The sequence below is a fragment of the Cupriavidus sp. FW305-26 genome, from assembly GCF_058787975.1.
Window position 1 is genome coordinate 1 of record NZ_JBYTAH010000041.1, and the last position, 24,574, is coordinate 24,574.

A 24,574-nucleotide genomic window follows, 5' to 3' on the forward strand; every position below is an offset into this window, starting at 1 on the left:
TCGCAACTCCAAGATAACAGTGGTGGGCTTGTTGGCCCTTTTTGTTTCTAAACGGTCACGCAGATCGGCGATGAACCAAAAAAATCCATTCAGATCCATCATTCCCTCCCTGCTGTTGAGCGCGTTGATCCGAGTGCGCGTCGGTTTCAGATGTCCTCGCCTTGCCGCCACCACCTGCGGCCGGCCTCGCTGCGCGCGATCAGGCAGCGCACCCGCGCCAGCGCGACGGCGATCGCATACATCCAGAAGGCGAAGGTCATGCCCAGCATGGCAACGATCATGATGCCGGCCATCTGCGGCGCCTTGGTCAGACTGACCGATGCCCCCTGATGCAGCGTGTTCCACCAGGTCACGGAGAAATAGATGACCGGCAGGTTGATCAATCCGACCAGCGCCAGCACCCCGCCGGCCCTGGCTGCGCGCCGTGGATCGTCGATCGCGGCCTGCAGCGCGATGAAGCCGAGATAGAGGAACAGCAGCAGCAGCTCGGAGGTCATGCGCGCGTCCCATACCCAGTAGGTGCCCCAGGTCGGCTTGCCCCAAAGTGCGCCGGTCCACAACGTGAGGAAGGTGAACAACGCACCGCTGGGCGCCAGCGCGGTTGCCATCAGCGACGACAGACGGGTGCCGAACACCAGGCCAAGCCCGGCGTAGACGGCCATCACCACGTAGATGAACATCGACATCCAGGCGGCCGCGACATGGATGAACAGGATGCGGTACACCTCGCCCTGGCGGAAATCGGGCGGCGCCACCACCAGGCCAAGGTATAGCGCCATCGCGCCAGACACTGCGGCAGCAGCGCCAAACCATGGCACCAGATGCCCGGCGAGCGGATAGAAGGCTTGGGGCGCGGCGTACTTCCAGATATTCAAGGTGGCCATCAGACAGACTCCAATCCAATCCTGAGCGCCGCGGCGGTGGCCCATGGCGCCGACGCAACGGCAGTCAGCAGGCATGCCCCCAGCAGCGAAAGATTCGCCTGCAATTCCGCCGCAGTGCTGGCGGCGGCGACGCCGCAGCCGAACACCAGTACCGGCGCTGCCAGTGGCAGCACCAGCAATGCCAGCAGCGGGCCGCCGCGCTGCAGCGACAGCGTCAGCGCGGCAGCGATTGCCGCGATCAGGCACAGCGTCGGCGTACCGAGCAGCAGCGACAGTGCCAGTTGTGCCAGCTCGCCGTCAGGCACGCCGAGCTGAACGCCAAGCAGTGGCGTCAGCAACACCAGCGGCAGGCCCGCCCCGAGCCAGAAGCCGGTCACCTTGCCGAGCACCATCAAGGTCAGGGACTGCGGCGCGAGCGCGATGACTTCCAGGCTGCCGTCGCGGAAATCGGATTCGAACAAACGCTCCATGCCCAGCAGCGTCGCCAGCAAGGCGGCGACCCAGATCACACCGGGCGCCAGCCTGGCGAGAAACATCCGCTCCGGGCCAACCGCCAGCGGAAACAGGCTGACCACCGCGACAAAAAAGGCGAGCGGTGTCAGCACCGCCGACGGGCGACGCCACGCCAGCAGCAGCTCACGCGCGATCAGTTTCAGGACCGGATCCAGCATGCCGCCTCCTGCTGCGATCGAGCGGCGATTGCCGGGATGGCAAGCTCGCGCATCCGCGCGGCCACCAGCCGCAGCGGGTAGTGGTTCGCAAACACCAGCATGCCGCCCGACTGCAGATGGTGTTCGCACAATCCCTCAAAGGCCCGGATGCTGGACTGGTCGAGTGCGGTGGTCGGCTCGTCGAGCAGCCATAGCTTCGCGCCACTGGACAGCACACGCGCCAGCGCAACCCGGCGCTGCTGCCCCTGCGACAACAGCCCGAGAGCGGTGTCGGCACCAGCGGCCAGCCCGACTTGTGCCAGCACCCGCTGCAGGTGCGCACGATCCGTGCGGCAACCGTACAGCGCGCAGGCACTGCGCAGGTTCTCCAGCGCGCTCAGCTCCGCTTTCAGGCCGTTGCGGTGACCGAGGTATGCGGAATCGGGCAGCGGCCGGCTCGCCGCCACCGCACACCCGTTCCATCGGATCTCGCCCGATTCCGGGCGCAGCAGGCCAGCCAGGATTCGCAGCAGGGTAGTCTTGCCGCTGCCGTTGGCGCCTGTGACATGCACCGCTTGCCCGGGCTCCACGCGCAGCCCCAGCCTGATGAAAATCGGCCGGTCGCCGCGCGCGGCGGTCAGTGACACTGCTTCCAGCATGGCCTCATTCCTCCTGAGTCAGTCCCAGGCGGTCGCGGCGGCGTCTTTCATGGCCCCGGCCAGGATCACGTAGGCGCTGGTCCAGGCGCCCTTCACCTCATCGGTAAAGGCGTCCCCGAGGCCGGCACCCAGTGTCCACAGCAGGGCGCCGGCCACGGTGTCGTAGTCCTCGTCCTTGACGCCATAGGCGACGTGGCGCCGGCCGAGTTCCTGTACAGCGGGAACGATGTCGTCGAGCTGGTCCAGTTTCGTGACGACGGTATTGATCATCGCCATCAGCTTGCGCCCCTGTTCGACGGTGTCGCCCTTGAACAGTGGCCTCAGCGAGGGATCCATTTCGAACAGCTTGCCGTAGAACAGCTCGGCGGCCTTTTCCTTGATCGGCACCACCTTCTGCCAGGAGCTTTGTACCAGGGTGATCTCTTGCGGTGTCATGGAATATTCCTTTACTTGACAATTGCGATCATGTAATCCGCTACAGCCTTCACGTCGTCATCGCTCAGCTTTTCGCTGGCTCAATTGCTGACAGGGATGCGCAGCACCACGCCACCCATCACGTCGCCAATCTTGAAATTGGTGCGCGGGCTGTCCTTATGGCCGTTGTGGCAAGTGACGCAGGCCGGCGCGATCGCCGTGTCGGCGTACACGGCGGTGAAATAGGTCTTCTTGCCGAGAGTCTCTTCCTTGTAGAAGTTCTTTCCGGGGTTCTTGGCGACGAAGTCCAGCCCTTCCTTCTCCACTGGGGTTTTCGCAGCGTTCTGCTTATTCAGCGGCCACAGGGACAACAGCGAATAGCTGAAATTCGGCTTGCTCTTGGCTACCTCCTCCGCGCCGAAGCGAAACATCTGCGCCGGCAGCACCAATGTCTTCTCATCCTTCCAGTGCTCAGTCGCCTTGATCACCTTCTCTTCGTTCTGCAGGCGGTTGACGATCAGGCGGGTATACACGGTCCGGTCGGCCGCCATCACGGCGTGCAGGGCATCCGCCATTTCCTTTGGACTGATGCCGGATGCGTGTGCGGGAAAGGCGCTAACGGCCAGCGCCGCGCCCATTGCCAGACTGCTTGCCTGCAAGTTCGCATATCGTTTCATTTCTCTCTCCTTCACTGTTGAAAAGAAGCCCGCAAGCGCCAGAACGACGCGCAGCTACGGCGTGCTTCGCTTGCTGCGCGTTTCTGCATCCTTGGCCACAGCCATGTCGATACTCTTCACGTGCCGGGCCGGCATGCCTTTGAAGTTGTTGTCGATCAACGTCTTGTCGGCCAGCGCGTCGATCGAGAAGCCGAGCCCGTGGCAGCTTATGCACGTGGTCCGTATCATTTTTTCGTTCGGCCGCAGGGTATCGTTCTGGTTGTGCTGAACCACGATGCGCGAGCCTTCGTCGGTGGACATCCGCACCCGCGGCATGTGGCAGCTGGCGCATGTCACGCCAGAACCGGGCGGCGCCTGTCCGGCGGTCTCCTTTTGCCACAGCGCGTAGTGCGGCGAACTCTTGTAGGCCAGGGTGTGTTTGTCGTCATGGCAACTCATGCATGACTCCACCGCCGCTGTCCTGGCATCGAAGCGATGGGCAGAATGGCAGGAAGTACAACCAAGTTCCGTGTGGGCAGCCGCTTCCTTCATTGGCAGACGGGCGTCGCCGGGCGTCATCGGCGTCAGGCCTTGCGCCAGTCGCATGCCGTGCTTTCCCGCCAGGAACCCCTTGGCCTCGGCCGCATGGCATCCTTCGCACGCTGCTGGGCTGCCTGGGTGGTCACTCCATTTCGTGGAGCCGTCCTTGCCCTTCGATGCATGGCAACCGGTGCAATTGACGCCAGCCCTGGCATGCGCGGTGCCGAGCCAGTCGGCCTGCAACGCCATACTGCCGCGCTTGCCGTGCGGCGCATCCTGCTCGGCTGCCGAGAGTGTCCGGAACGGATACTTCGCCGCCGGGTAGCCGCTCATCTCACGCACCGCTACGGCAAAATCGCGCTGCGGCAGCAGCGGCTTTTCGTTCAGCTTGCCGCCCTGCGCATGCTTTAGCAGGAAATCTTCGTACAGCGCGCGATTGTCGTGATAGTTATGGCAGCCGGCCGCGGTGCAGCTGTCGAACTTGAAGTCCTTGTGGTCCGACGGCATCTCGTCCGGACCGGCATGACAGTGGTAGCAGACGTCCTGCGGCTGCGTTACGCCCATGGCAAGCGTCGTGCGCGGCTTGTGCTCGGCATGGCAGGTGACGCATGCCTGCGCATCGATCTTTCCCAGCCGCTCGGCATTGCGCGGATCGTCGAACTTGCTGGCCGGATGCGAATCTCTGGCTTCCTTCAGCTCATTCTCATGGCATTTGACGCATGCCTCCTGGATGGCCTCCTGGCCGGCGAACGGCTTGCTGTGGCAGCTCTCGCACGCCAGTTCGATCTGGTAGTGGCCGTGGCTGGTCTGACCCGGCAGGAATGCCATGCGCGCGGATACCAGGAGCGGATGCCTCGCCGCCTCCTTGTAGAACAGCCCAATCGAGAAATATGCCAGCATCGCCACGCTCAACACACCCCAGTAGACCCACAGAACTCTGCGGCTTTTGCTTGCCATCGCTGGTAGGCTCTAGAAATAGTAAGTTTTGAGAATGTGGAACCCGAGCAGCACGGGTACCGGCCAGAACAGCAAGATGTGCACCCAGGTGCTGTTGTCGCGCCAGCGCCGAACCAGTGCCACTGGCAGGCGATGCCCTTGCGCGATCATCAGCCCCGACATGCTGCCCGCCAGAATCAGGCCGGTGAAACTCGCCATCAACAGGAAATTCAGCTGGCTGCCAAGCCTGCCTCCCGTATGCGCATAGAGTCCCGCCAGCACACCCAATCCGAGCACCACATGCAGCACGCGCCAGACGGCAAAATCGCCATAGCCAAGGCGCGACCAGCGCTTCCGGAATGAGAGAAGCAGGGCAAGTACGCTCAACCCGAGAATGGAAAATCCGCTGACCTGCTTATACAAACTCACCAGCCATAGCTCGTCCCAGCGCCACTGCAGCTGCACCGTCTTCGCAAAGGGGATGGCAGGCGCAACGAGTGCCAGCAAGGCGAGCGCCAGTGCCGCCGCGGCCGCGCCCTGGAGCGGACGATGCGCGCGCACCGGTTCTCGCATCACCGTGCCACCGGCCAGCTCAGCCAGCAACGGCTTGCACGAACCGCATACCGTAGAGGCACGCGTGCACGCTGCGAGTTGCTCGATCGAACGGCACCCGGCAGCCGCCGCTTCGCCAAGCTGACCGCGGGTAACGCCGGTGCAGTTGCAGACGACCGCGCTTGCCGGCCAGTTGACGACGCTGGCTTCGCCCTCCTGCCACAGCGAGCCGGTCCTGCGAAACCGCCAAAGCTGCCATGGCAGTATCCGGTGATTGCCGCTGACCGCGTCCTGCAGCCGACGCAGGTCTGCGCCTTCGCCGACCGCCATCGCGCCAATCAGACGACCGCGCTCGACCAGCACCTTGCGGTAGATGCCAGCTTTCCTGTCTTCATAAGCTGCCGTGCTCGCCGAGCCGATACCGTCATGCTCGCCGACGCGGCCCACGCTGAACACCGGCATATCGAGCACTTTCAGGCGCGTTGCCTGTAGCGAACCGGCATAGCTGGCGTCGCCGCCGCATATTGCATGCACGACGACTGCCGCCTGTTCCAGGCCAGGGGCGACGATCCCGTACACTTGTTCGCGATGTTCCGCGCATTCGCCAACGGCGTAGATATGTGGATCGGACGTCTGCATGCGGTCGCTGACGCGAATGCCGCGCCCCACATTCAGGCCGGCCTGCAGGGCCAGGTCGGTGTTCGGCTTGATGCCGGCGGCAATCACGACGGTATCGCATTCGATGACATCGCCGGTGCGCAGGGTGATGCCGGTAACCGCTCCTTCACCATGCACGCGTTTCACTGCGGCGCCCGTCAATACCTGGATTCCGGCCGCCTCGACATGGGCGCGCAGCAGATCCGCGGCGGCCTGGTCCAATTGCTGCATCATCAGCCGGTCGTTGTTCTCGATGACCAGCACCTCGGTGTTGAAGCGCTGCATTGCGCGCGCCGCTTCCAGACCCAGCAGCCCCCCGCCCAGCACCACCGTACGGCGGCTGCGGATACGGCGTGCGAGCAGCCGCTGGGTATCGTTCATGTCACGGAAAACGTAGACATTGGCCTGGCCGATGCCCGGCACGTCCGGGATCCGCGGACGTGATCCGGTGGCCAGCACTAAGTGGGAATAGCGTTGCGTGCGCCCGGCCGAGTCTTCAATCTCCTGCGCGCCGCGATCGACATGCACCACTGCGCAATTGAGCCGCGCTGCGATCGCGGGTCCCTGCGGCAGTGCAAGCCCCTGCGTGAGCGTGGCCCAGCTCGCATCGCCGGCAAGAAAGGAAGACAGGCGCACGCGGTTGTATGGCTCCCATGGTTCGTTGCCGTAGATCACCAGCGGAATGGAAGGATCGCGACGATGCAAGTCCTGCGCAAGCCGCACGCCCACCGGCCCGGTGCCGATCACGACGACCGGCGCTTGGACAGCCTTTGTGTTTGGTATCGATTGCAGCATCACTGACACCCCTGACTCCCCCTGTGCACCACGTACAGACAAAAAAAATGCATCCGGCCCAGCGAGCACCGCTCGCCTGACTCGGACGCCTTTGTCCCGGAATCACGACCACCGTTGGTCGTAACTACTAGTTAATGTTGCGCCGCCGTTGGCGCCTGGACATACCTAGCGCAAGTAGCATGCCAGCACCAAATGCCGTATTCGGGCGATATTCGCTGAATTCTTTTTAAATTCACGCACAGTTTTCGTGCAGTGCATTAAAAATGGGAAAATGATGACTAATCGATGTATTTCAAATTTCAAATGAGCATGATCTTTATATCCAATTTAATTATGATATTTATCTCCTATTCCATCGAAGCCGCGGACGCACGCGCATCGCGTCTGCTGGCGCACAGGATGCCGATTCCGGGATCGCGTGGTGGAGGCTCGTTACGAAAGTGCGAATCGTCGTATTGCTGTCACCGCGATACGGCTTCGAATTTGTGGATAAGGATGTAGTGTGGGGAGGAGGGAGGAGTGGAGAGCCCCGCAACGCTTGAGAATTCCCAGGAATCTCAATGGCGGAAGGCGGTTTTCCCTGTCAGAGCAACTCCAGCCAACGACTGTCCGTGCGCACCAGATGGCGGCCACGGTCGAAGCGCGTATAGCCAACACGGTCAAAAAACTCCAGGACCTGAACCGCACGCTTTCGTCCGAGTCCGGTGGCATTGCGAAATGCCCCGGCGACGACCGTACCGGCGTTCTTGCTGGCGTCGACAGCGGCGAGCAAGGCCAGCTCGCGAATAGCCTCCGGATCATAGAACAGGTCATGCACGACCTGAAACGTCTCGCCATGACGCGCGAGCTTGCGCATCAGTTGCCGCACCTTGTCCTCCGGCACGCCATGCGCGCTCGCCAGCTCGCGCACCCATGGCGGATCGAAGCGCCCCGCTTTCATGTCCTGCTGCAGCGTCGCGGCGAGCGTGCGATCCGCGTCGTCGAGCGTCACGGTGTGCTCAGGCAGGTGCAGCCAGGGGCCGGTCCGGACGATCTCGCCGCGCGCGCAGGCGTCATCGACGAGCGCGCACCACAACGCGTCTTGCGCCAGCGGTGCAGCGATCCTGCGCAAGCGCGCCACCTCCGGGCCAAGCACATCCGGCGAGCGTTGGTGGAATTGCCGGAGCGCAGTGGTCAATCGCCCCGTCAGCGCCCGCCACGCCGCGCCGGACACCAGCAAGGCATCGTTGCCCGGAAGTTCGATCACGCGCGTGTCACACGGCAGCTCGATGGCCGCCGCCGGCATGCCGCTCAGGCGTTCCAGCAATGCGCGCGACAGCCCGTGTGGCGCCTGCTCGAGCAATGCCCCGACCGATCCGGTGTCAAGCATGGCCTGCATCGCGTCGAGCCAAGCCAGCCGCGCCGGGGAACGGCGCTTGCGCGCGGGCGCGAACGGATCCAGTACATCGCCGCCGCCGATGGTGCGGCTGGCCTGCGCGTTCCTCACGACAAAGGGATCGCCAGGCAGCGCGCATACCGGCCGCTCGAACACAAGCTGCACGCGCGCGCGCTGGCCGGGCGCAAGCGTCGGGCCATCGAGCAGCGCGACATGCGCCACCTGGTGCTGCGTGCCCAGGTGAACATGCATGGGCGCCCAGTGCTCCAGCGCAGGGGCGTCCGGCAACAGGGTCAGCATCACATCGATGCGCTCCGACGCCTGCGCCAGGCGCACATCGACCACCCAGTCACCGCGCTCGATCGCGCCCTTGTCGATGCCGGCCAGGTTCAGCGCGCAGCGCTGCCCCGCCCGCCCGACAGCAGCAGGACGATTCTGCGCATGGATGCCGCTCACGCGCACAGACTCGTTCTTCGGCGCGAGCAACACCCTGTCGCCGACATGGATGCGCCCGGACACCACGGTTCCCGTCACGATCGTCCCCTGCCCGGCAAGCGTGAAGACCCGGTCAACCGCAAGGCGGAACAGCCCGTCGTCGCGCTTCGTTCGCGACGCGGCCGCCGCCGCATGCAGGTGCCGCTTCAACGCGCTCACACCCGGGTCGTCGGCGCGCATTGCACAGGTTTCAAAAACCGGTGCGTCTTCCAGCATGCTGCCGCGCCGGAAAGACGCGATCTCCTCACGCACCTGCCGTAGCCGCACGTCATTCACGCGATCTACCTTGGTCAACGCGATCGCGCCGCGCCGGATGCCGAGCAGTTGCACAATGGCCAGGTGCTCGCGCGTTTGCGGCATCACGCCGTCATCGGCGGCGACCACGAGCAGCGCGAAGTCGATGCCGCATGCGCCCGCGGCCATGGTGTGAATCAGCTTTTGATGGCCCGGGACATCGACCAGGCCGAGCACGTCGCCGTTCTCGAGCGGCACGTACGCATAGCCAAGCTCGATCGAGAAGCCGCGCGCCTTCCTTTCCTCCAGTCGGTCGGTATCCATGCCCGACAGCGCCCTGACCAGGCAGGTCTTGCCATGATCGATATGTCCTGCCGTGCCGACGATCATGGCTGCGTCAGGTAGCCCGGCAGACTGACGTGACGGAGACCATCAGGGATGGTCGCCGGGGTATCCTCGTCGTGATCATGCATGGTCTCCCCTATCCTTGTTTGAATGGCCGATGAGGCTTGCTGAAGCGTGCTTCGATGCCGCTTTGCTTAGTGTTCCTGCATCGTTGGAGACAAGATAATTGCCTGGCCACTTAAGGTAAATTCAGCGATTCTTTGCGTGCCTATAAGCGATGCCTTATGTGACAACGGAATGGACAAAATGACCCGCGAGACCTGGCTCAGCATGGACATTTTGTCCGTCGCGGAGGCCGCGCAGCGCTTGCCGCGTGCCCGAACCGCCTGACTACCCAAGGATGCCGTCACAGGCACAGGCCTTGCTCCAGCTGCCTGGATTGACAACTGCAACTGACACTGCCTGGTCAGGAGAAAATGAAAGGTCAGAGGCGCCACTCAATTCGTGTAGGCTTATGCGTTGAATTCTCTTCCGTCAGCCCGCAAACCGAATCGGTATAACCAACATGAAGAGTCCGATGCCTACAAAGATCCCCGAACCACAGGCCGTTTCCGGCACAGTCACCCGCAGCGCCATATTCATCGTTGCGACGCTCACCGACGGCGACGACCACGCCGGCACCGTCCGCGCTTGGTGTGCCGACGTTGCCGCCGTCGTGCGCGCGGTCGGCCATCGTGTGCCGTCAGGCAACCTGTCCTGTGTCTGCGGCTTCGGCGCCGACGCGTGGGACAGGCTGTTCGGCAAGCCCCGTCCCGCGGCGCTGCACCCGTTCCGGGAGTTCGGCACCGGCGATCGCGTCGCCATCGCCACGCCGGGTGACCTGCTGTTGCACATCCGTGCCGAATCGATGGACCTCTGCTTTGAGCTTGCCACGCAACTGCTCGGCAAGCTCGGCGATGCGATCCAGGTTGTCGACGAGGTGCACGGCTTCCGCAACTTCGACATGCGGGCGATGATCGGCTTTGTCGATGGCACGGAGAATCCGGCCGGACGCGAGGCGGTCGATTTCACGGTGATCGGCGACGAGGATGCCGAGTTTGCCGGTGGCAGCTACGTCATCGTGCAGAAGTATCTGCACAATATGACCGCGTGGAACGCCCTTCCCGTGGAGACACAGGAACTGATCATCGGGCGCAAGAAACTGTCCGACATCGAACTGGACGAAGAGGTCAAGCCATCGTCATCGCACAGTTCGCTGACTACGCTGGTCGAGAACGGGCAGGAAGTGAAGATCCTGCGTGACAACATGCCGTTCGGCCGCCCTGGCGCGGGCGAGTTCGGCACCTACTTCATCGGCTACGCCCGTTCGCCCGCGCCGATCGAGAAGATGCTCGAGAACATGTTCGTCGGATTGCCGCCCGGCAATTACGACCGGCTGCTTGACTTCAGCAAGGCGGTCACCGGCAGCCTGTTCTTTGTCCCGTCGGCCGACCTGCTTGAAGGGCTTGCGGACCGCGCACTCGCCCCTGCCTAGTGTCCTGTCGTCTCCTGCTCGAACGCCACCTCCGCGCGAAGGCTCGCCAGGTCGCGCCCGACCGTGGCAACCGCAAGCCTTTTATCCTTGCCCCAATAGGTCACAGTACAGTCATGCGCGGCGGGATCGCCGTCGACATCGAAACGATCCCATTGCTCCGCGTGGCCTACGTAGTTGATGGCCACATCATAGTGCTGGGTCCAGAAGAATGGCACGGCCGCAAAGCGTTGCCGCTGTCCCAGGATATTTCGCGCTGCCACCACGCCCTGGCGCTCGGCGACCACCCAGTGTTCGACGCGGATACGCTGGCCCGTTCCCGGGTCGGGCCAGCGCGCAATATCGCCCGCGGCATAGATGTCAGGTTCGCTGGTCTGGAGGAATTCATCGACCGCCACGCCCTTGTCCAGTGCGAGGCCGGCGTCCTGCGCCAAGGCCACGTCGGGGCGAACGCCGATCCCGGTCACGACCAGGTCGGCGGCCAGCTCCGCGCCGGTCGACAATCTCACCCGATCCGGCTGAATCTCTGCCACCGTGGCCCCGAGATGGAACGTTACCCCGTGCGATTCGTGAAGCGCCTTGATCATGTCGCCGAGCGTCGCGCCCAGGACCCGCTCCATCGGATGCGCTTCGGGCGCGACAACATGCACTTCCAGTCCTCGCGTTCGCAGCGCTGCCGCGACTTCCATCCCGATAAAGCTTGCGCCCACCACGACGCATCGGCGTGCCGTGCCGAGACGCGCGATCAGGGCGTCGCAGTCGGCCAGCGTGCGGAGCACGCTCACGTGCGGCAAGGTTGCGCCAGGAACGTCCAGCCGTATCGGCACGGCACCGACGGCAAGCAGAAGCGCGCCGTAGCTCACGTTGCTGCCGTCCGAGAGCGTGACGGATTTTTGCTCGGGGCTGAGCTTGACGACACGGCTGTCGGAGCGCACGTCGATGTCGTGATCCGCGTAGAACGTCGGTGGCCGCATTGGCAGCCAGTCCGCGTTTGCTGTCCCGGCGAGGTAGTCTTTCGACAGATTCGGCCGATCGTACGGCAATGAGCGATCGGCACTCAGCAGCGTGACGGGGCCGCTATAGCCTTCGCGCCGCAGGGTTTCGACCGCGGCAGTCCCGGCGGCGCCGCCGCCGATGATCACCACTGATTCAGGGAGCCGGGCCGAGGCAAGCCTCGGTGGCCGCACCGCCGGCAGCGCTTCGCGGACGAAGGCCTTCCCGTCTTGCTGTTCCACGCGCCAGCATTTCAGATCGTCCTGGGCGGGCGGCCCGAGGACCTCGCCGGTGCGAAGACTGAAGCAGGCGTGATGCCACGGACATCGGATCGTATCGCCGACCAGCAGGCCGTCCGCCAGTGGCCCGCCATAGTGGGTACAGGTCGCACCGATGGCAAACAGTTCATCAGCCCGACGCACAAGCAAGACCGGTTTGCCGCCAACCTGGCCTGTGACCGTGCCGCCGTCAGCAAGGTCAGCCAGCGGCACGCCTTGGGTGAGATCGGGCTTATCCGTGGAGGAAGAGCTTTTGGTCATGGCGTCTCTCCTTGCCGGTCATGGCACAGGGCCATTATCGACCTCGAGGCCGCCAAATGAAAGGCGCATGCAGCGTAACAAACTGCGCGACGGCACGGATATTATTCACGCATGGCCAGCCTCCTTTCCTGACGAAGGGTCATCCGGATGAATACCCCATGAACAGACCCGCCCGCTTCGCTATCGGCAAGCGCATCGCACCCACACGCTTTCTGCTGTGCGGCGCCATATTGATCGTTGCGACCTTTGCCGCGGGTGCGCTCGGCGCAGAGCCACGCATCGCCCTGCTGATCGGCTTCGATCTCGCGGCCCTTGTCTTCCTTGGCGCCGCGCTGCCGCTGTTGCGCGCCGATGCTGCGGCCATGCGGCGCACGGCGGAACACAACGATGCCAACCGCACAGCGCTGCTCACGATCACCGTGCTGCTCTCGATGGTGATCCTGGTCGCAATCGGCACGCTGATCGCGCGCCCCGAGACACCGCACTGGGCCGACATCGCGCTGATCGTCGCCACGCTTATCCTTTCCTGGCTTTTTGCCAACACCGTTTTCACGCTGCACTATGCGCATCTCTACTACCTCCAGACCGCCACCGGCGACCAGGGCGGGCTGCAGGTGCCGGGCGTGCAGCACCCCAGCTATTGGGACTTCCTCTATTTCAGCTTCACGCTGGGCATGACTTTTCAGACTTCTGACGTGACCATCGCCGGCGCACACATGCGCAGGGTGGTCCTGGGCCACTGCGTGGCCGCGTTCCTTTTCAACATGGGGATTCTGGCGTTCACCGTGAACGCCCTGGGTGGCTTGTAGCCAACTTGGCCTTTCGCCCGAAGTGTTCCTGGACAAACTCCTTGCATCCCTCTGGATACTGTATATATTTACAGTACCTGTATGGATGAACAGTAGGAGTCCCGTCCATGGAACACCTGATCCGTGTGCAAAACGACTATGACCGCCAGGTGCTTGCCTGGCTGCGCGGTCGCATCGGCGATGCCGCGCTACAGACCGCGGCGCTGCGCCTGGGCGGCCAGCGCAAGCCTTATCTGTCAACGATCTGCCGCAGCCTGGGCATCCGCCCGCCCAGCCGGCGCCAGTTCGCGGCCGAGGCGGCGCGCATGCACCGCGCGGTGGGCGATACCTACCTGGCCCGTATCCGCGAAATCCTTGGCCAGTCACCTGCCGAAGCTGCGCTGCGCCAGTAAGCAGTAGCCGATCACCGGCCATGCCGGCGCCACCAAGCTCGCGCCGGCCGTATCATGAAGCCCCGTTGCCGTCACACGGCACGGGGCTTTTTTCATCCCTAGCCAAGGCCGATATGAGCGAGCACCGCATCCCTACCGCCGCCCTGCACCAGTGGGTGGCCGATCTCTGGCTTGCCGCGGGCAGCAGCGCGCAAGAGGCGCGCCTGACGGCCGACCACCTGGTCGGCGCCAACCTGAGCGGGCATGACTCGCACGGCGTCGGCATGATCCCGCGCTATGTGCTGGCCTGGCAGGCCGACGAGCTGCAGCTGAACCAGCAGGTCAGCGTGCTGCACGATGCCGGCAGCATGCTGAGCCTGGACGGCAACCGCGGCATGGGCCAGGCGGTGACGGCGCAGGCCATGAACATGGCCATCGGCCGCGCGCGCGAGCATGGCGTCTGCGTGATGGGCCTGCGGCAGTCGCACCACCTGGGGCGCGTGGGCCACTGGGCCGAGCAGGCCACCGCCGCCGGCATGATCTCGATCCATTTCGTCAACGTGCTGTCCAAGCCCATCGTGGCGCCGCACGGCGGCTACGACGCGCGCTACGGCACCAACCCGTTCACCATCGGCGTGCCGGTGGCGGGCGAGCCGCCGCTGGTGCTGGACTTCGCCACCAGCGCGATTGCGCTGGGCAAGGTGCGTGTGGCCCACAACAAGGGCGTGCCGGTGGCGCCCGGCTGCCTGCTGGACGCGCATGGCGAGCCCAGCGCCGATCCTGCCGTGATGTACCCCGCCGACGGCGCGCCGCAAGGCGCGCTGCGGCCCTTTGGCGAACACAAGGGCCATGTGCTGGCCGTGATGTGCGAGTTGCTGGGTGCCGCGGTCACCGGCGGCCACACCATCCGCCCCGAAACGCTGCGGCATGAGCACGCGGTCTGGAACAACATGCTGGCGATCGTGTTCGATCCCGCGCGCCTGGGCAACAGCACGTCTTTCGGGCATGAGGTGGCGGCGTTCGCCGACTGGATGAAGGCCTCGCGGGTGCAGCCGGGGCAGGATGGCATCCGCCTGCCGGGCGAGCCCGAACGGGCCTGGCGCGCCGCCCGCGCCACTCATATGCCGGTCGACGCCGGCACGCTGGCGCAGCTGGACGACGCCGCGGCGCGGGTGGCGGCCGCGCGCGCCGGCGCGCAGCCTGCGCCGGGGCCGCTGTCTGCGCTGGCGTGCGACTGACTATCATCAGAGATGAACCCGGCGTCGTGCGCGACGCACGGCCGGCCTGGCGCCTGACCACTACCGGACACTGACATGAGCAAGATCGGCTTTATCGGACTTGGCGTGATGGGCAAGCCCATGGTGCAGCACCTTGTCGACGGCGGGCATACCGTGTTCGCCCATACGCGCAGCGGCGTGCCGCAGGACCTTCAGGATGCCGGCGTGAAAGCCTGCGCCAGCGCCGAGGAGGTGGCGAAGCAGTCGGAAACCATCATCCTGATGCTGCCTGACACGCCCGACGTGGAGCGGGTGCTGTTTGGCGAGAAGGGGGTCGCTGACGGCCTTGCCGACACGGCAGGCGGCATTACCGTGATCGACATGAGCTCGATCTCGCCGATCGCCACGCGCGAGTTCGCGCGCTGCATCGAAGCGCTCGGGGTCGACTATATCGATGCGCCGGTCTCCGGCGGCGAGGTCGGGGCCAAGGCGGGCACGCTGTCGATCATGGCCGGCGGCAAGCAGGAAGTATTCGACCGCGTGCTGCCGATCCTGCAGCTGATGGGCAAGAACATCACGCGCGTGGGCGAGGCCGGCGACGGCCAGGTGGCCAAGGTGGCCAACCAGGTGATCGTGGCGCTGACCATCGAGGCGGTCTGCGAAGCGCTGGTGCTGGCCGCCCGCGCCGGCGCCGATCCCGCGCGCGTGCGCGAGGCGCTGATGGGCGGCTTTGCCAGCTCGCGCATCCTGGAAGTGCATGGCGAACGCATGATCAAGCGCACCTTCGACCCGGGCTTCCGCATCGCGCTGCACCAGAAGGACCTGGAACTGGCGCTGTCCACCGCGCGCCAGCTCGGCGTGGGCCTGCCCAACACGGCGTCGTGCCAGCAGCTGTTCAATGTCTGCAGCGGGCTGGGCGGCGCGGGCTGGGATCATTCCGGACTGGTCAGGGCGATCGAGCACCTGTCCTCGTTCGCCATCGGCGACGAACCGCCCGCAGCCTGAACCACGCGGCGCCCACCGCCCACCCCGCCGCATGCCGCGCGCGAACACCGTGGTGCTGACCGCACTGGCGATGCTCGCCTTTGCCGGCAATTCACTGCTGTGCCGGCTCGCGCTGAAGGGCACCACCATCGACGCGGCCAGCTTTACGCTGGCCCGCGTCGCCGCGGCGGCGCTGGTGCTGTGGGTCATCGTCGTGGCGCGGCACCAGTTGGTGCGCACGGTCGTGGCGCAACGGCTGCCGCCGGTGGAAGGCAACTGGATTTCCGCGCTTGCACTGTTCTGCTATGCCGCGGCCTTTTCCTTTGCCTATGTGCGCCTCACCGCGGGGACCGGCGCGCTGCTGCTGTTCGCGGCGGTGCAGGCCACCATGACCGGCTATGGCCTCTATGCCGGCGAGCCCATGCGCCTGCAGCAATGGATTGGCCTGGCCCTGGCGCTGGCCGGGCTGGTGTGGCTGTTGCTGCCAGGGCTGGCCACGCCGCCGCTGCCGTCCTCGCTGCTGATGATCGCGGCCGGCATCGCATGGGGCGTTTATTCGCTGCGCGGCAGGCGCGCCGCGGATCCCGCTTCCACCACCGCGGGCAACTTCCTGCGCGCGGTGCCGATGGCGCTGGCGCTGGGTGCGGTGATGCAGGCGCAGCGTTCACTGGACGGCGCGGGGCTGGCCTATGCGCTGTTGTCCGGCGCCATCACCTCCGGGCTGGGCTATGTCATCTGGTATGCCGTGGTGCCGCAGCTGAAGGCCGCCATCGCCGCCACCGTGCAACTGAGCGTGCCGGTCATTACGGCGGCAGGCGGCATCGCGCTGCTCGGTGAAGCCCTGAGCCTGCGGCTGGCATTGAGCGCGGCCGCGGTGCTGGGCGGCATTGCGCTGGTGATCGCGGGCAAGCGCGGCTAAGGCGCTGGTACCTCAAACCCGCCTGCGTGGAACACCAGCGGCGCGCCCGGCGTCGATCCATAGGCCACCACCTCCACGACAAAGATCACGTGGTCGCCCACCACGCGCACCGAGTGGTGCCGGCAGATAAAGTACGCCAGCGTGCCGCCGATCAGCACCGTGCCAAACGGCCCGGGGCGGCAATCGACGCCCGCGAAGCGGTCAGCACCGCGCGCGGCGAAGCGCCGGCACAAGGCCTGCTGCCCGCTCCCCAGCACATTGATCGCGTGGCACGGCGCCGCACGCAGCGCCGCCAGGCTGCCGGAGCTGCGTGCCAGGCACCACAACAGCAACGGCGGTGCGAGCGACACCGAGGTAAAGGCATTGATCGTGACGCCGACCGGCTGGCCGTCGGCGTCCGCGGCCGTGACGATGGTAACGCCCGTGGCAAACTGCCCCAGCGCATCGCGCAAGGCCCGCCGTGCCGCGCCATCGTGGCTGATGGCGCGGGCCGGGTCGTCCTGGCCGCTGTCGTTGCAGGCTTGCGTGTCATACGGCAGCGGCGCCAGGGCGGGGATCATTGCGCGGCAGGCCGCACCTCGCCGGGCGGCGCATCGAGATCCAGCCCCAGTGCCATGCGCCCTGCGTACTCCTGCTGGGCACCGGCCTGCAGCGGATGGAAGCGCGCGCCCTGCGCATCGCGAAAGCGCCGCTCCAGCCCGGCATCGCGATAGAAGCCCGCGCCGCCGGCCAGGTCCATCGCCGCCTCGACCGTCGCCAGCACCGCGCGCGCGGCCAGCGTGCGGGCGCACATGATGCGGTTGGTGGTGACCGCGCCCGGCGCCTGCCCCGATGCCGCCGCGAACATCGCATCCAGCGCCAGCTGCGCGGCATCGGCCTCGTTGCACAGGCGCCCGGCGGCTTCCACCGCATGTGCGCTCAGGCGCCGCTGGCGCGCCAGCTGCAGCGCGATATCGCGCGCGGCCTCGGCCACGCCGACGTAGACCGCATAGATCAGCGGCAGCGCGATCATCGCCACCGTATGCATCATCGGATGCCACACGCCTTGGGGGCGGCGGGCGGCAATGGCGGTATCCGGAACCAGCACGCCTTCAAGCAGCACATCATGCGAGCCGGTGCCGCGCATACCCAGCGTGTGCCAGTTCGACAGCACGCGTACGCCCGGCGACTTCATCGGCAGCGCGAAATGCAGCACCGTGGGCCCGCTCTCCGGATCGTCATGGACGGCGCAGGTCATGAACAGGTCCGCCGCCGGCGCGCCGCTGGCGAAGATCTTGCGCGCATCCACGCGAAAGCCGCCATCCACGCGCGTAGCCTTGCCGCTGCCCTGCAGCCAGTCCGAACCGCCGCTGCCCAGCAGCACCATCTGCTCGCCCGCCACGCGCTTGAGCAGCCCCTCCACCGGCGCTTGCTGATTGCGCCAGCGCCACGCGGCCGTGGCCACCGGGTGGGTGTGCATGGCAAAGGCCAGCGCGGTCGATCCGCAGTACTTGCCCAGCTCGCGCAGCACCGCGCCCAGCTCCTGGTGCGACAGCCCGGCGCCGCCAAGTTCCTGCGGCACGGCCGCGGCAAAGAAGCGGTGCGCGCGCAGGTCGTCGTAGTTGGCGCTGACGAACTGCCCGCTGGCATCGATCTCTGGCGCGCGTGCGTCGAAGGTGCGGCCCAGGGTCGCGGCCAGGCCGAGCCAGTCGGCCTGTGCGCCTGCGCTGGCATCCGCTGCGGAAAGGGTTTCCATGGTGTTGTCTCCGGCTAGTCTGATACGTGCGCTGCGGCGTTGTATGGCGCCAGGCACGGTGCTAGTATCGGAGCCCGGTCCCCTTGCCCGTATGATCGGGCGTCCGGCTTTCTTGCGCGAAACACCGGATCTGGAGGAATGTGACCATGGATGCCTTGTCCGACCTCTTGCGCGCCGTGCAGCTCAGCGGTGCCGTGTTCCTGAACGGCGAGTTCAAGTCGCCGTGGTGCCTGATCAGTGAAGCGGATGCTGAATTGCGCGCCGCCTTCCTGCCCCGCGCCGACCGCGTCGTCTCCTACCACCTGATTACCGAAGGCGTCTGCTGGGCGCGCCTGGTCGACGGCACCGGCCCGGGCCTGCGGGTCGACACCGGCGAACTGCTGGTGGTGCCGCAGGGCGAGCCGCACGTGCTGGGCAGCGACCTGCGTCTGCAGCCGCTGCCGTCCGCTCCGCTGGTGTACGACATGCTGCGCAACAGTCCGGGCGAGGTCATGCGCGTTTCCTACGGCGGCGGCGGCGAGACCACGCGCATGGTGTGCGGCTTCCTGGGGTTCGACGACACCATGGGCAACCCCTTGCTGACGTCGCTGCCGCGGCTGTTCAAGGTAGGGCTGGGCAGCGGGCTGGAATCGGCATGGCTGGCGTCGGCGCTGGCCTTTGCCACGTCTGAAGCGGCGGAACCGCGTGCGGGCACCGCCACGGTGCTGGCCAAGCTGTCTGAGCTGCTGTTCGTGCAGGCAGTGCGGCGCTGCATCGACACCCTGCCTGACAATGAAAGCGGCTGGCTTGCCGCCCTGCGCGACCGCTATGTGGGGCGGGCGCTGTCGCGCATGCACGCGCGGCCCGCCTACCCGTGGACGGTCGATGAGCTGGCGGGCAACGTGGGCCTGTCGCGCTCGGCGCTGGCGCAGCGCTTTACCGACCTGCTGGGGCAGCCACCGATGCAGTACCTGGCGCACTGGCGGCTGCGCTCCGCGGCCGCCGAACTGCGCAGCGGCAACCGTTCCATCAGCGAGGTCGCGGGCGCGGTCGGCTACGATTCCGAGGCCGCGTTCAGCCGCGCGTTCAAGCGCGAGTTCGGCCTGCCGCCCGCCAGCTGGCGCCGCAACCACATCGATGCGGCGCAGGCGCCGGCGGCGGCCGCACATTGAATTCGCCGTGACAAAGACAACGGCCCGCGTCACCAGACGCGGGCCTTAGCAATGCCAGGGCGGCAGGCAGCGGGACTTACATCTTCTGCTTGGTGCTTTCCGCCGCGCCTTGTACCTTCTCGCCGCCGCGCTCGATATCCTTGCCTGCGCCGGCCATGGTATTGCAACCCGTGACCAGCATCACGCCAGCGAGGGCAAACAGTGCAAATAGCTTTCTCATGACGATCTCCTTGCTTCGTGTGGATGCGACATGCGCCGCCAGGATGGAGTGGATCGGAATGGCTTGGGACCGGGCAGCCGCTTGCCCGACCGGCAATTGGATCGTAGCAACGCACCGCAGCGCAAAAAGTCGGCTTTCGTCCTACCGGGATGTCAGCCGACGGCGCGACCGGCCGTCACCGCGTGCGCGCTTGTAGGACATCGACGGATACCCGCGGCGGCGCCGTCGCTTAAAAATCAAATGTCAGCGCACGCCCTCCGGAGAACACCATGACGTCACGCAGCATCCACGTGCTTCCCGCCGCAACCGACAACGCCGAATACGCCGGCGACGGCGGATGGGCACTCACCATCGAAGGCCTGGAGAACGGTGGCGACGACACCGCGCTGCATTTCCCGACCCAGGAAGCCGCGATCGCGGCCGGCTGGATGCGCGCGCGCGCGGATGGCCTGCCGTTGTGCATCCACGGCCGCGATGGCCTGGTGCGCGAACGCAAGATCTATTGCCGGGACGCACGCGGCACCGCCCGCGTCGGCTACTGACCACCCCGGCCACCGTCAACCGCCGGTTCCCCCTGCATCCCCCGGGCCCGCGGCGAACGCGGGCCACAACAATCCATTGCGGGAAACACATTGAGTGAAATCAATGTGTTACGTCTGCGCTCGTGAAAGCTACGGGTCTGTCACCGATACTGGAATCAAGGCAGCACGCCATTATCCAGGACCAACCGAGACCCCCATGCGCCTGTTCCTCAGGTATCGCCCGCTGGACATCTATCCCGACCCGATCGACGCCAGGGTTGCCGAACTGCACGAACTTGCCGAAGACATCCATGCCAGGCACGCGCGCAAGTGGCGCCGGCATGGCACGATGCTGACCCCGCGCGACCGCGCGGATCGCAGATTTCCGACCGGCGACCCGGAAACGCGGCATTAGCCTAGGGACGATTCCTCTCTCTGCGCTAGGAAATGTGAACAAGTGTCATATCCGGTTGGCAAGGATATGACCCCTGCGAAAGAATGGGTACCGTACGCGGCAGGCTCGATTGGCGAGCCCACCGCTGTACCCTTTTTCCTGACGCAGCGAAATGAATCGAACCACCCGGGAATGCGTGATGGCGTTGATTTCCAGCCTGCGTGCCAAGGGGCCCATGCCCCGGCACCAGCTTGCCGCCGCCAGCCGCCTGAACGCCGCGGAACTGACGCGCGCGCTGAAGTCCGCCCGCCAGATGGGCGTAGTGGCCTACGCCGGCGAGCCTGAATCGCCGGCAGAGGCCGATACCCCGCTAGTGCTGACCGGCCGGCCTTTGCCGCCGCCGCGCCGCGTGGCGCCGGCACCGCGCGAAAGCAAACCGCATTTCGAGCCGCTACTGGATGTCTGGGGCATTGCGCGCCCCACGGCGCTGCGGCGCGGCCATCCGTCGTAGCGTCTTCGCCGCATGCCGGGTCTTCCGACCCGCCCGCGCCGGCATGCCGTTCTTACAAAGGGCAGGTAAAGCGCACACGCGCCTGAGCCGCCCACGGCTGGCCCTTATCCCCCGGGGCATTGCCTGCACGCCTGGACCAGCCCGCTTGGCGCACCGGTACGGAACTTGCGCGACGTTTCTGGCTGAACCTCCCCGAAGCGTGCGACATGAGGCAACACAACCCGCCCGGCACCACCGCGTCTCCCGCCACTGGCCCTCCGCATGATCACCAGGCCCCGGCCGCCTTTACGCCGGAGCCGGGGCGCAACTGCTGGCGCGTCGAGCCCTGCCAGCGCTTTGCCATGCTGGTCGACGCCGACGCCTACTTCCGCGCGTTGCGCGAAGCGCTGCCGCGCGCCGAGCACACCATCTTCATCCTGGGCTGGGATATCGACAGCCGCATGGAACTGGTGCCGCAGGGCGCACAAGACGGCCTGCCGGCGGGCCTGCGCGACTTCCTGTGCGCGCTGGCGGACCAGCGCCCTGAGCTGCGCATCTATATCCTGAGCTGGGACTACGCCATGGTGATGGCGATGGAGCGCGAGTGGCTGCCGTCGGCCAGCGCGCACTGGCAGGCGCACCGGCACCTGGCGTTCCGGCTTGACGGCAACCATCCCCCGGGCGCCTCGCACCACCAGAAGGTAGTAGTGATCGACAACAAGCTCGCCTTTGTCGGCGGGCTGGACCTGACGCTGCGCCGCTGGGACGACAACCGCCATGCCCCCGGCGCGCCGTTGCGCATGGCCGAAGGCAAGCCCTACCCGCCCTTCCATGACGTGCAGTGCGCGCTCGACGGCCCCGCCGCCGCGGCGCTGGGCACCCTATGCGCGGCGCGCTGGCTGCGCGCCAGCGGCAGCGAGCCGCGCCCGGTTGCGGCCACCTCGTCAGACCCGTGGCCGCCAGGCCTGGCGCCGGAGCTGACCGATGTGCGCGTCGCCATCGCCCGCACCATGCCCATGTGCGAGGACGAGCCCGGTGTCAGCGAGATCCGCATGCTGCTGCACGATGCCATCGCCTCGGCCCGGCACAGCATCTACATGGAGAACCAGTACTTCAGCTCGCGCGAGATCGCCAACGCGCTGGAGGCACGGCTGGGGCACGAGGACGGCCCCGATATCGTGCTGGTGTCGAGACGCAACGAGAGCGGCTGGCTGGAAGCGCACAGCATGGGCGTGCTGCGCGCTCGCCTGTACCGCCGCCTGCGTGCGGCCGACACGCACGAACGCTTCTGCCTGTACTGCCCGTCGATTCCCGGCCTGATGCCCGAATGTGTCAATGTGCATAGCAAGGTCACGGTGATCGACGACGACCTCATCACCATCGGCTCGTCCAACCTCAGCAACCGCTCGCTGGGGCTGGATACCGAGTGCAATGTGGTGGTGATGTCGGGCGGCGACCCGCGCGTGCAGGCGGCCATTGCCGCCATGCGCGCACGGCTGCTGGGCGAGCACCTGGATGTGGCACCTGAAACCTTCCAGGCCGAGGTCGCCGCCACCCGCAGCGTGCTTGCGGCCATCCGCAACCTGCAGCGCGCGGACGGGCGCTCGCTGGAAGCCTACGAGCCGCCGTTGCCGGACGATGTCGATGCCGCTTCGCCGGCGGCCAACCTGCTGGACCCGATCGAGCCGATCGACAGCGACCAGGTGCTGGCCGAGTTCGTCAGCCATGAGGCACGCCCGCGCGTGCTCGGGCGCGTCGGGATGATGGTGGTGCTGGCGCTGATGCTGGCGGGGCTGGCATTTGCATGGCGCCATACGCCGCTGCGCGAATGGGCGGACTTCCGCGCGCTGCTCGGCGTGGTCGAGCAGCTGGACGAGATGCCGCTGGCACCGCTGGCGATGATGGGCATCTACCTGGCCGGCGCGGTGACAATGCTGCCGGTGACGCTGCTGATCCTGCTGACCGTGGTCATATTCGGCCCGCTCTACGGCGCCGCGCTGGCGCTGTGTGGCACCGTGCTGAGCACCGGCGCAGGCTACCTGGCCGGCCGCTTGCTGGGGCGCAATACTGTGCGCCGCTTTGGCGGCAGACGGCTGAACCGGGTCAGCCAGCAGTTGGGCAAGCACGGACTGGTGGCGATGGTGGTGCTGCGGCTGGTGCCGATTGCACCGTTCGCGCTGGTCAACCTGGTGATCGGCGCATCGCGCATCGGCCTGCGCGATTGCCTGGTCGGCACCGCGCTGGGCATGCTGCCCGGCATCGTGGTCGCTGCCTGCCTGGTGAACCGGGTCGCCGCCGCGGCGCGCGATCCGGGCCTGTTCACGTTCGCCTTGCTGGCGCTGGTGCTGCTGGTGCCGGCGTCGCTGCTGCTGGTGCTCCGCCGCCGGCGCCGGCGCCATGCCGGGGGCAGCGCCGCGCACCCGCACGACGATCCGCCCGGCCCGCGCGGCCGGCTGGCACGGCTCGCGGCCCAGCGCCGCCAGGCTTAACGCTGGCGGCGATAGCTGGCGTTCATGAACTGGGTCCACTCGCCGTTCTCGCCCAGCATGTAGGACGTCAGCGTGCGGTGGTCGTCGTCGGTGAAGGTGATCACGTCGCGGTACTGCGCCATGCGGCCATTGCCGGAGCAATCCGGCCCCTCGGCACGCAGCGTCAGTTGCTGGCCGCCGGCATCGAGGTCGCCTTCATAGATCCACAGGTGCGTCATCATCGAGCCGATGAAGGTCCCGACGAAATGCTTGCGGGCGGGATCGTAGCCCAGCGTCATGACCGTGGTGGACGGGCCGCAGCCGGGCATGTCGCCCTGCGTCACGCACTGGACCCAGACGTCGCCGACGCTGCTCACGCGCTCGGGAATCTCCCACTTCTGCACCGGCTGGTCCGGCCCCATCGATGCCTCGCCTTCGGCGATCCAGTTGCCCACCAGCCGTTGCAGCCAGCGGTGCTCCTTCTGCGCTTCGGTCTTCATTCGCGGTCTCCTTGGATTGCACCCACAGATGTTTGTGGATGCCGTACACATAGCCTAGCAAATGAAATGGACAGCGTCCACTTTTACCTGGGATTTGCTGTGCCGCGCTGGCCTGCCGGGACCTAGTGCTGCGGCAGCCTGACCTTGGGCACCACGAACTGGTTGCCCGGGGCGCGCAGCACGTCGCACTGGACCTTGGCCTTGCGCACGGCGCCGTCCTGCGCCAGGTATTCGACGTCGGCCACCACGCTGTAGGCGTCTTCGGCCACCTTGCGGGCCTTGCCGCTGACCCACTTGAAGCTGGCGGGATTGGGCAGCGCTGCCTTGACCGCCTTCATGCAGGCGACCGGGGCCTCCGGGGCCTCGTCCTTGCCGCGCGGCTTTGGCGCTTCATCCTGCCCCGCGGCCAGCGCCGCCGACGCGCACGTGACCGACAACGCCATCACCAGCGCGGTGGACAGGGAACGCGGGAAAAGCGGCGAAAGCATCTTGGACTCCTGGGCTGGGGCAGAACTGGGCGCCACATTCTAACGCCAGCGC

25 protein-coding genes are annotated in these 24,574 nt (G+C 66.2%); 11 read left to right on the forward strand and 14 right to left on the reverse strand.

What is annotated here, in order from left to right:
- Positions 1-146 precede the first annotated feature (146 nt).
- The 8 genes from ccmC to selB all read right to left on the reverse strand — a co-directional run bounded on the left by ccmC (position 147) and on the right by selB (position 9,237).
- The gene (gene ccmC, locus AC3WQZ_RS21175) at positions 147-884 is read right to left on the reverse strand and encodes a heme ABC transporter permease CcmC (RefSeq protein WP_010809673.1); all 738 of its coding nucleotides are present in this window, start codon (positions 882-884) and stop codon (positions 147-149) included.
- On the reverse strand, positions 884-1,555 hold the full coding sequence (gene ccmB, locus AC3WQZ_RS21180; protein ID WP_010809672.1) for a heme exporter protein CcmB: 672 nt from the start codon (positions 1,553-1,555) through the stop codon (positions 884-886). Before ccmB ends, ccmC begins: the two co-directional genes overlap by 1 nt.
- The gene (ccmA, locus tag AC3WQZ_RS21185) at positions 1,537-2,193 is read right to left on the reverse strand and encodes a cytochrome c biogenesis heme-transporting ATPase CcmA (protein ID WP_010809671.1); all 657 of its coding nucleotides are present in this window, start codon (positions 2,191-2,193) and stop codon (positions 1,537-1,539) included. The genes ccmB and ccmA overlap by 19 nt, the downstream gene beginning before the upstream one ends.
- Before the next feature lie 18 nt (positions 2,194-2,211).
- A complete protein-coding gene (locus AC3WQZ_RS21190; protein ID WP_010809670.1) occupies positions 2,212-2,628 on the reverse strand; it encodes a globin family protein in 417 nt (138 codons plus the stop codon).
- Positions 2,629-2,708: 80 nt separating this feature from the next.
- A complete protein-coding gene (locus AC3WQZ_RS21195) occupies positions 2,709-3,284 on the reverse strand; it encodes a Tll0287-like domain-containing protein (protein ID WP_011616907.1) in 576 nt (191 codons plus the stop codon).
- Positions 3,285-3,338: 54 nt separating this feature from the next.
- Entirely contained in the window at positions 3,339-4,703 is a 1,365-nt protein-coding gene (locus AC3WQZ_RS21200) for an ammonia-forming cytochrome c nitrite reductase subunit c552 (RefSeq protein WP_492301221.1), read from the reverse strand.
- Positions 4,704-4,772: 69 nt separating this feature from the next.
- On the reverse strand, positions 4,773-6,743 hold the full coding sequence (locus tag AC3WQZ_RS21205) for an FAD-dependent oxidoreductase (protein WP_492301195.1): 1,971 nt from the start codon (positions 6,741-6,743) through the stop codon (positions 4,773-4,775).
- Between the two features lie 583 nt (positions 6,744-7,326).
- The gene (selB, locus tag AC3WQZ_RS21210; protein WP_010809666.1) at positions 7,327-9,237 is read right to left on the reverse strand and encodes a selenocysteine-specific translation elongation factor; all 1,911 of its coding nucleotides are present in this window, start codon (positions 9,235-9,237) and stop codon (positions 7,327-7,329) included.
- A 532-nt stretch (positions 9,238-9,769) separates the two neighbouring features.
- Here selB and AC3WQZ_RS21215 point away from each other — a divergent pair.
- Positions 9,770-10,726, forward strand: coding sequence for a Dyp-type peroxidase (locus AC3WQZ_RS21215; RefSeq protein WP_010809665.1), 957 nt, complete (start codon positions 9,770-9,772; stop codon positions 10,724-10,726).
- On the opposite strand, the gene AC3WQZ_RS21220 is transcribed toward AC3WQZ_RS21215, so the two are convergent.
- Positions 10,723-12,255: an FAD-dependent oxidoreductase gene (locus AC3WQZ_RS21220; protein WP_010809664.1), complete on the reverse strand. Its 1,533-nt coding sequence runs from the start codon at positions 12,253-12,255 to the stop codon at positions 10,723-10,725. The genes AC3WQZ_RS21215 and AC3WQZ_RS21220 overlap by 4 nt on opposite strands.
- Before the next feature lie 56 nt (positions 12,256-12,311).
- Here AC3WQZ_RS21220 and AC3WQZ_RS21225 point away from each other — a divergent pair, with 56 nt between their 5' ends.
- The 5 genes from AC3WQZ_RS21225 to AC3WQZ_RS21245 all read left to right on the forward strand — a co-directional run bounded on the left by AC3WQZ_RS21225 (position 12,312) and on the right by AC3WQZ_RS21245 (position 16,555).
- Positions 12,312-13,064, forward strand: a complete 753-nt coding sequence (locus tag AC3WQZ_RS21225; protein ID WP_492301197.1) for a DUF1345 domain-containing protein — start codon at positions 12,312-12,314, stop codon at positions 13,062-13,064.
- 107 nt (positions 13,065-13,171) lie between these two features.
- Positions 13,172-13,456: a CppA family protein gene (locus AC3WQZ_RS21230; RefSeq protein WP_011616901.1), complete on the forward strand. Its 285-nt coding sequence runs from the start codon at positions 13,172-13,174 to the stop codon at positions 13,454-13,456.
- Between the two features lie 113 nt (positions 13,457-13,569).
- Positions 13,570-14,673 (forward strand): malate/lactate/ureidoglycolate dehydrogenase, encoded by a 1,104-nt coding sequence (locus AC3WQZ_RS21235; protein ID WP_058698619.1) that lies wholly within the window; start codon positions 13,570-13,572, stop codon positions 14,671-14,673.
- 75 nt (positions 14,674-14,748) lie between these two features.
- Entirely contained in the window at positions 14,749-15,657 is a 909-nt protein-coding gene (locus AC3WQZ_RS21240) for a 2-hydroxy-3-oxopropionate reductase (protein ID WP_492301199.1), read from the forward strand.
- A gap of 31 nt (positions 15,658-15,688) precedes the next feature.
- Complete coding sequence (locus tag AC3WQZ_RS21245; protein ID WP_010809659.1) at positions 15,689-16,555, forward strand: DMT family transporter; 867 nt, start codon at positions 15,689-15,691, stop codon at positions 16,553-16,555.
- On the opposite strand, the gene AC3WQZ_RS21250 is transcribed toward AC3WQZ_RS21245, so the two are convergent.
- A complete protein-coding gene (locus AC3WQZ_RS21250; protein ID WP_010809658.1) occupies positions 16,552-17,115 on the reverse strand; it encodes a flavin reductase family protein in 564 nt (187 codons plus the stop codon). The two genes, AC3WQZ_RS21245 and AC3WQZ_RS21250, sit on opposite strands and share 4 nt — an antisense overlap.
- Positions 17,112-18,290: an acyl-CoA dehydrogenase family protein gene (locus AC3WQZ_RS21255; RefSeq protein WP_439672583.1), complete on the reverse strand. Its 1,179-nt coding sequence runs from the start codon at positions 18,288-18,290 to the stop codon at positions 17,112-17,114. Before AC3WQZ_RS21255 ends, AC3WQZ_RS21250 begins: the two co-directional genes overlap by 4 nt.
- Before the next feature lie 146 nt (positions 18,291-18,436).
- On the opposite strand from AC3WQZ_RS21255, the gene AC3WQZ_RS21260 reads away from it, so the two are divergent.
- A complete protein-coding gene (locus AC3WQZ_RS21260) occupies positions 18,437-19,441 on the forward strand; it encodes an AraC family transcriptional regulator (RefSeq protein ID WP_010809656.1) in 1,005 nt (334 codons plus the stop codon).
- 76 nt (positions 19,442-19,517) lie between these two features.
- Here AC3WQZ_RS21260 and AC3WQZ_RS21265 read toward each other — a convergent pair whose 3' ends face one another.
- Positions 19,518-19,661, reverse strand: a complete 144-nt coding sequence (locus AC3WQZ_RS21265; protein ID WP_010809655.1) for an entericidin A/B family lipoprotein — start codon at positions 19,659-19,661, stop codon at positions 19,518-19,520.
- A gap of 269 nt (positions 19,662-19,930) precedes the next feature.
- Here AC3WQZ_RS21265 and AC3WQZ_RS21270 point away from each other — a divergent pair, with 269 nt between their 5' ends.
- The 4 genes from AC3WQZ_RS21270 (at position 19,931) to AC3WQZ_RS21285 (ending at position 23,555) form a co-directional block, all read left to right on the forward strand.
- Positions 19,931-20,203 (forward strand): DUF2188 domain-containing protein, encoded by a 273-nt coding sequence (locus tag AC3WQZ_RS21270; RefSeq protein WP_010809654.1) that lies wholly within the window; start codon positions 19,931-19,933, stop codon positions 20,201-20,203.
- A gap of 196 nt (positions 20,204-20,399) precedes the next feature.
- Positions 20,400-20,597, forward strand: coding sequence for a hypothetical protein (locus tag AC3WQZ_RS21275; RefSeq protein WP_010809653.1), 198 nt, complete (start codon positions 20,400-20,402; stop codon positions 20,595-20,597).
- A 151-nt stretch (positions 20,598-20,748) separates the two neighbouring features.
- Entirely contained in the window at positions 20,749-21,087 is a 339-nt protein-coding gene (locus AC3WQZ_RS21280; protein WP_231881494.1) for a hypothetical protein, read from the forward strand.
- 206 nt (positions 21,088-21,293) lie between these two features.
- Positions 21,294-23,555: a VTT domain-containing protein gene (locus tag AC3WQZ_RS21285; protein ID WP_492301200.1), complete on the forward strand. Its 2,262-nt coding sequence runs from the start codon at positions 21,294-21,296 to the stop codon at positions 23,553-23,555.
- Here the strand turns inward: AC3WQZ_RS21285 and AC3WQZ_RS21290 are convergent.
- Together AC3WQZ_RS21290 and AC3WQZ_RS21295 are read right to left on the reverse strand one after the other, a co-directional pair.
- Positions 23,552-24,034 (reverse strand): DUF1579 domain-containing protein, encoded by a 483-nt coding sequence (locus AC3WQZ_RS21290; protein ID WP_010809650.1) that lies wholly within the window; start codon positions 24,032-24,034, stop codon positions 23,552-23,554. The genes AC3WQZ_RS21285 and AC3WQZ_RS21290 overlap by 4 nt on opposite strands.
- A gap of 122 nt (positions 24,035-24,156) precedes the next feature.
- Positions 24,157-24,522 (reverse strand): DUF2880 domain-containing protein, encoded by a 366-nt coding sequence (locus AC3WQZ_RS21295; RefSeq protein ID WP_010809649.1) that lies wholly within the window; start codon positions 24,520-24,522, stop codon positions 24,157-24,159.
- Positions 24,523-24,574: the final 52 nt, after the last annotated feature.

Coding starts and splice junctions, on each gene's coding strand:
- ccmC (WP_010809673.1), bottom strand. CDS start 884: ATGGCCACCTTGAATATCTGGAAGTACGCCGCGCCCCAAGCCTTCTAT.
- ccmB (WP_010809672.1), bottom strand. CDS start 1,555: ATGCTGGATCCGGTCCTGAAACTGATCGCGCGTGAGCTGCTGCTGGCG.
- ccmA (WP_010809671.1), bottom strand. CDS start 2,193: ATGCTGGAAGCAGTGTCACTGACCGCCGCGCGCGGCGACCGGCCGATT.
- AC3WQZ_RS21190 (WP_010809670.1), bottom strand. CDS start 2,628: ATGACACCGCAAGAGATCACCCTGGTACAAAGCTCCTGGCAGAAGGTG.
- AC3WQZ_RS21195 (WP_011616907.1), bottom strand. CDS start 3,284: ATGAAACGATATGCGAACTTGCAGGCAAGCAGTCTGGCAATGGGCGCG.
- AC3WQZ_RS21200 (WP_492301221.1), bottom strand. CDS start 4,703: ATGCTGGCATATTTCTCGATTGGGCTGTTCTACAAGGAGGCGGCGAGG.
- AC3WQZ_RS21205 (WP_492301195.1), bottom strand. CDS start 6,743: ATGCTGCAATCGATACCAAACACAAAGGCTGTCCAAGCGCCGGTCGTC.
- selB (WP_010809666.1), bottom strand. CDS start 9,237: ATGATCGTCGGCACGGCAGGACATATCGATCATGGCAAGACCTGCCTG.
- AC3WQZ_RS21215 (WP_010809665.1), top strand. CDS start 9,770: ATGCCTACAAAGATCCCCGAACCACAGGCCGTTTCCGGCACAGTCACC.
- AC3WQZ_RS21220 (WP_010809664.1), bottom strand. CDS start 12,255: ATGACCAAAAGCTCTTCCTCCACGGATAAGCCCGATCTCACCCAAGGC.
- AC3WQZ_RS21225 (WP_492301197.1), top strand. CDS start 12,312: ATGAAAGGCGCATGCAGCGTAACAAACTGCGCGACGGCACGGATATTA.
- AC3WQZ_RS21230 (WP_011616901.1), top strand. CDS start 13,172: ATGGAACACCTGATCCGTGTGCAAAACGACTATGACCGCCAGGTGCTT.
- AC3WQZ_RS21235 (WP_058698619.1), top strand. CDS start 13,570: ATGAGCGAGCACCGCATCCCTACCGCCGCCCTGCACCAGTGGGTGGCC.
- AC3WQZ_RS21240 (WP_492301199.1), top strand. CDS start 14,749: ATGAGCAAGATCGGCTTTATCGGACTTGGCGTGATGGGCAAGCCCATG.
- AC3WQZ_RS21245 (WP_010809659.1), top strand. CDS start 15,689: ATGCCGCGCGCGAACACCGTGGTGCTGACCGCACTGGCGATGCTCGCC.
- AC3WQZ_RS21250 (WP_010809658.1), bottom strand. CDS start 17,115: ATGATCCCCGCCCTGGCGCCGCTGCCGTATGACACGCAAGCCTGCAAC.
- AC3WQZ_RS21255 (WP_439672583.1), bottom strand. CDS start 18,290: ATGGAAACCCTTTCCGCAGCGGATGCCAGCGCAGGCGCACAGGCCGAC.
- AC3WQZ_RS21260 (WP_010809656.1), top strand. CDS start 18,437: ATGGATGCCTTGTCCGACCTCTTGCGCGCCGTGCAGCTCAGCGGTGCC.
- AC3WQZ_RS21265 (WP_010809655.1), bottom strand. CDS start 19,661: ATGAGAAAGCTATTTGCACTGTTTGCCCTCGCTGGCGTGATGCTGGTC.
- AC3WQZ_RS21270 (WP_010809654.1), top strand. CDS start 19,931: ATGACGTCACGCAGCATCCACGTGCTTCCCGCCGCAACCGACAACGCC.
- AC3WQZ_RS21275 (WP_010809653.1), top strand. CDS start 20,400: ATGCGCCTGTTCCTCAGGTATCGCCCGCTGGACATCTATCCCGACCCG.
- AC3WQZ_RS21280 (WP_231881494.1), top strand. CDS start 20,749: ATGAATCGAACCACCCGGGAATGCGTGATGGCGTTGATTTCCAGCCTG.
- AC3WQZ_RS21285 (WP_492301200.1), top strand. CDS start 21,294: ATGAGGCAACACAACCCGCCCGGCACCACCGCGTCTCCCGCCACTGGC.
- AC3WQZ_RS21290 (WP_010809650.1), bottom strand. CDS start 24,034: ATGAAGACCGAAGCGCAGAAGGAGCACCGCTGGCTGCAACGGCTGGTG.
- AC3WQZ_RS21295 (WP_010809649.1), bottom strand. CDS start 24,522: ATGCTTTCGCCGCTTTTCCCGCGTTCCCTGTCCACCGCGCTGGTGATG.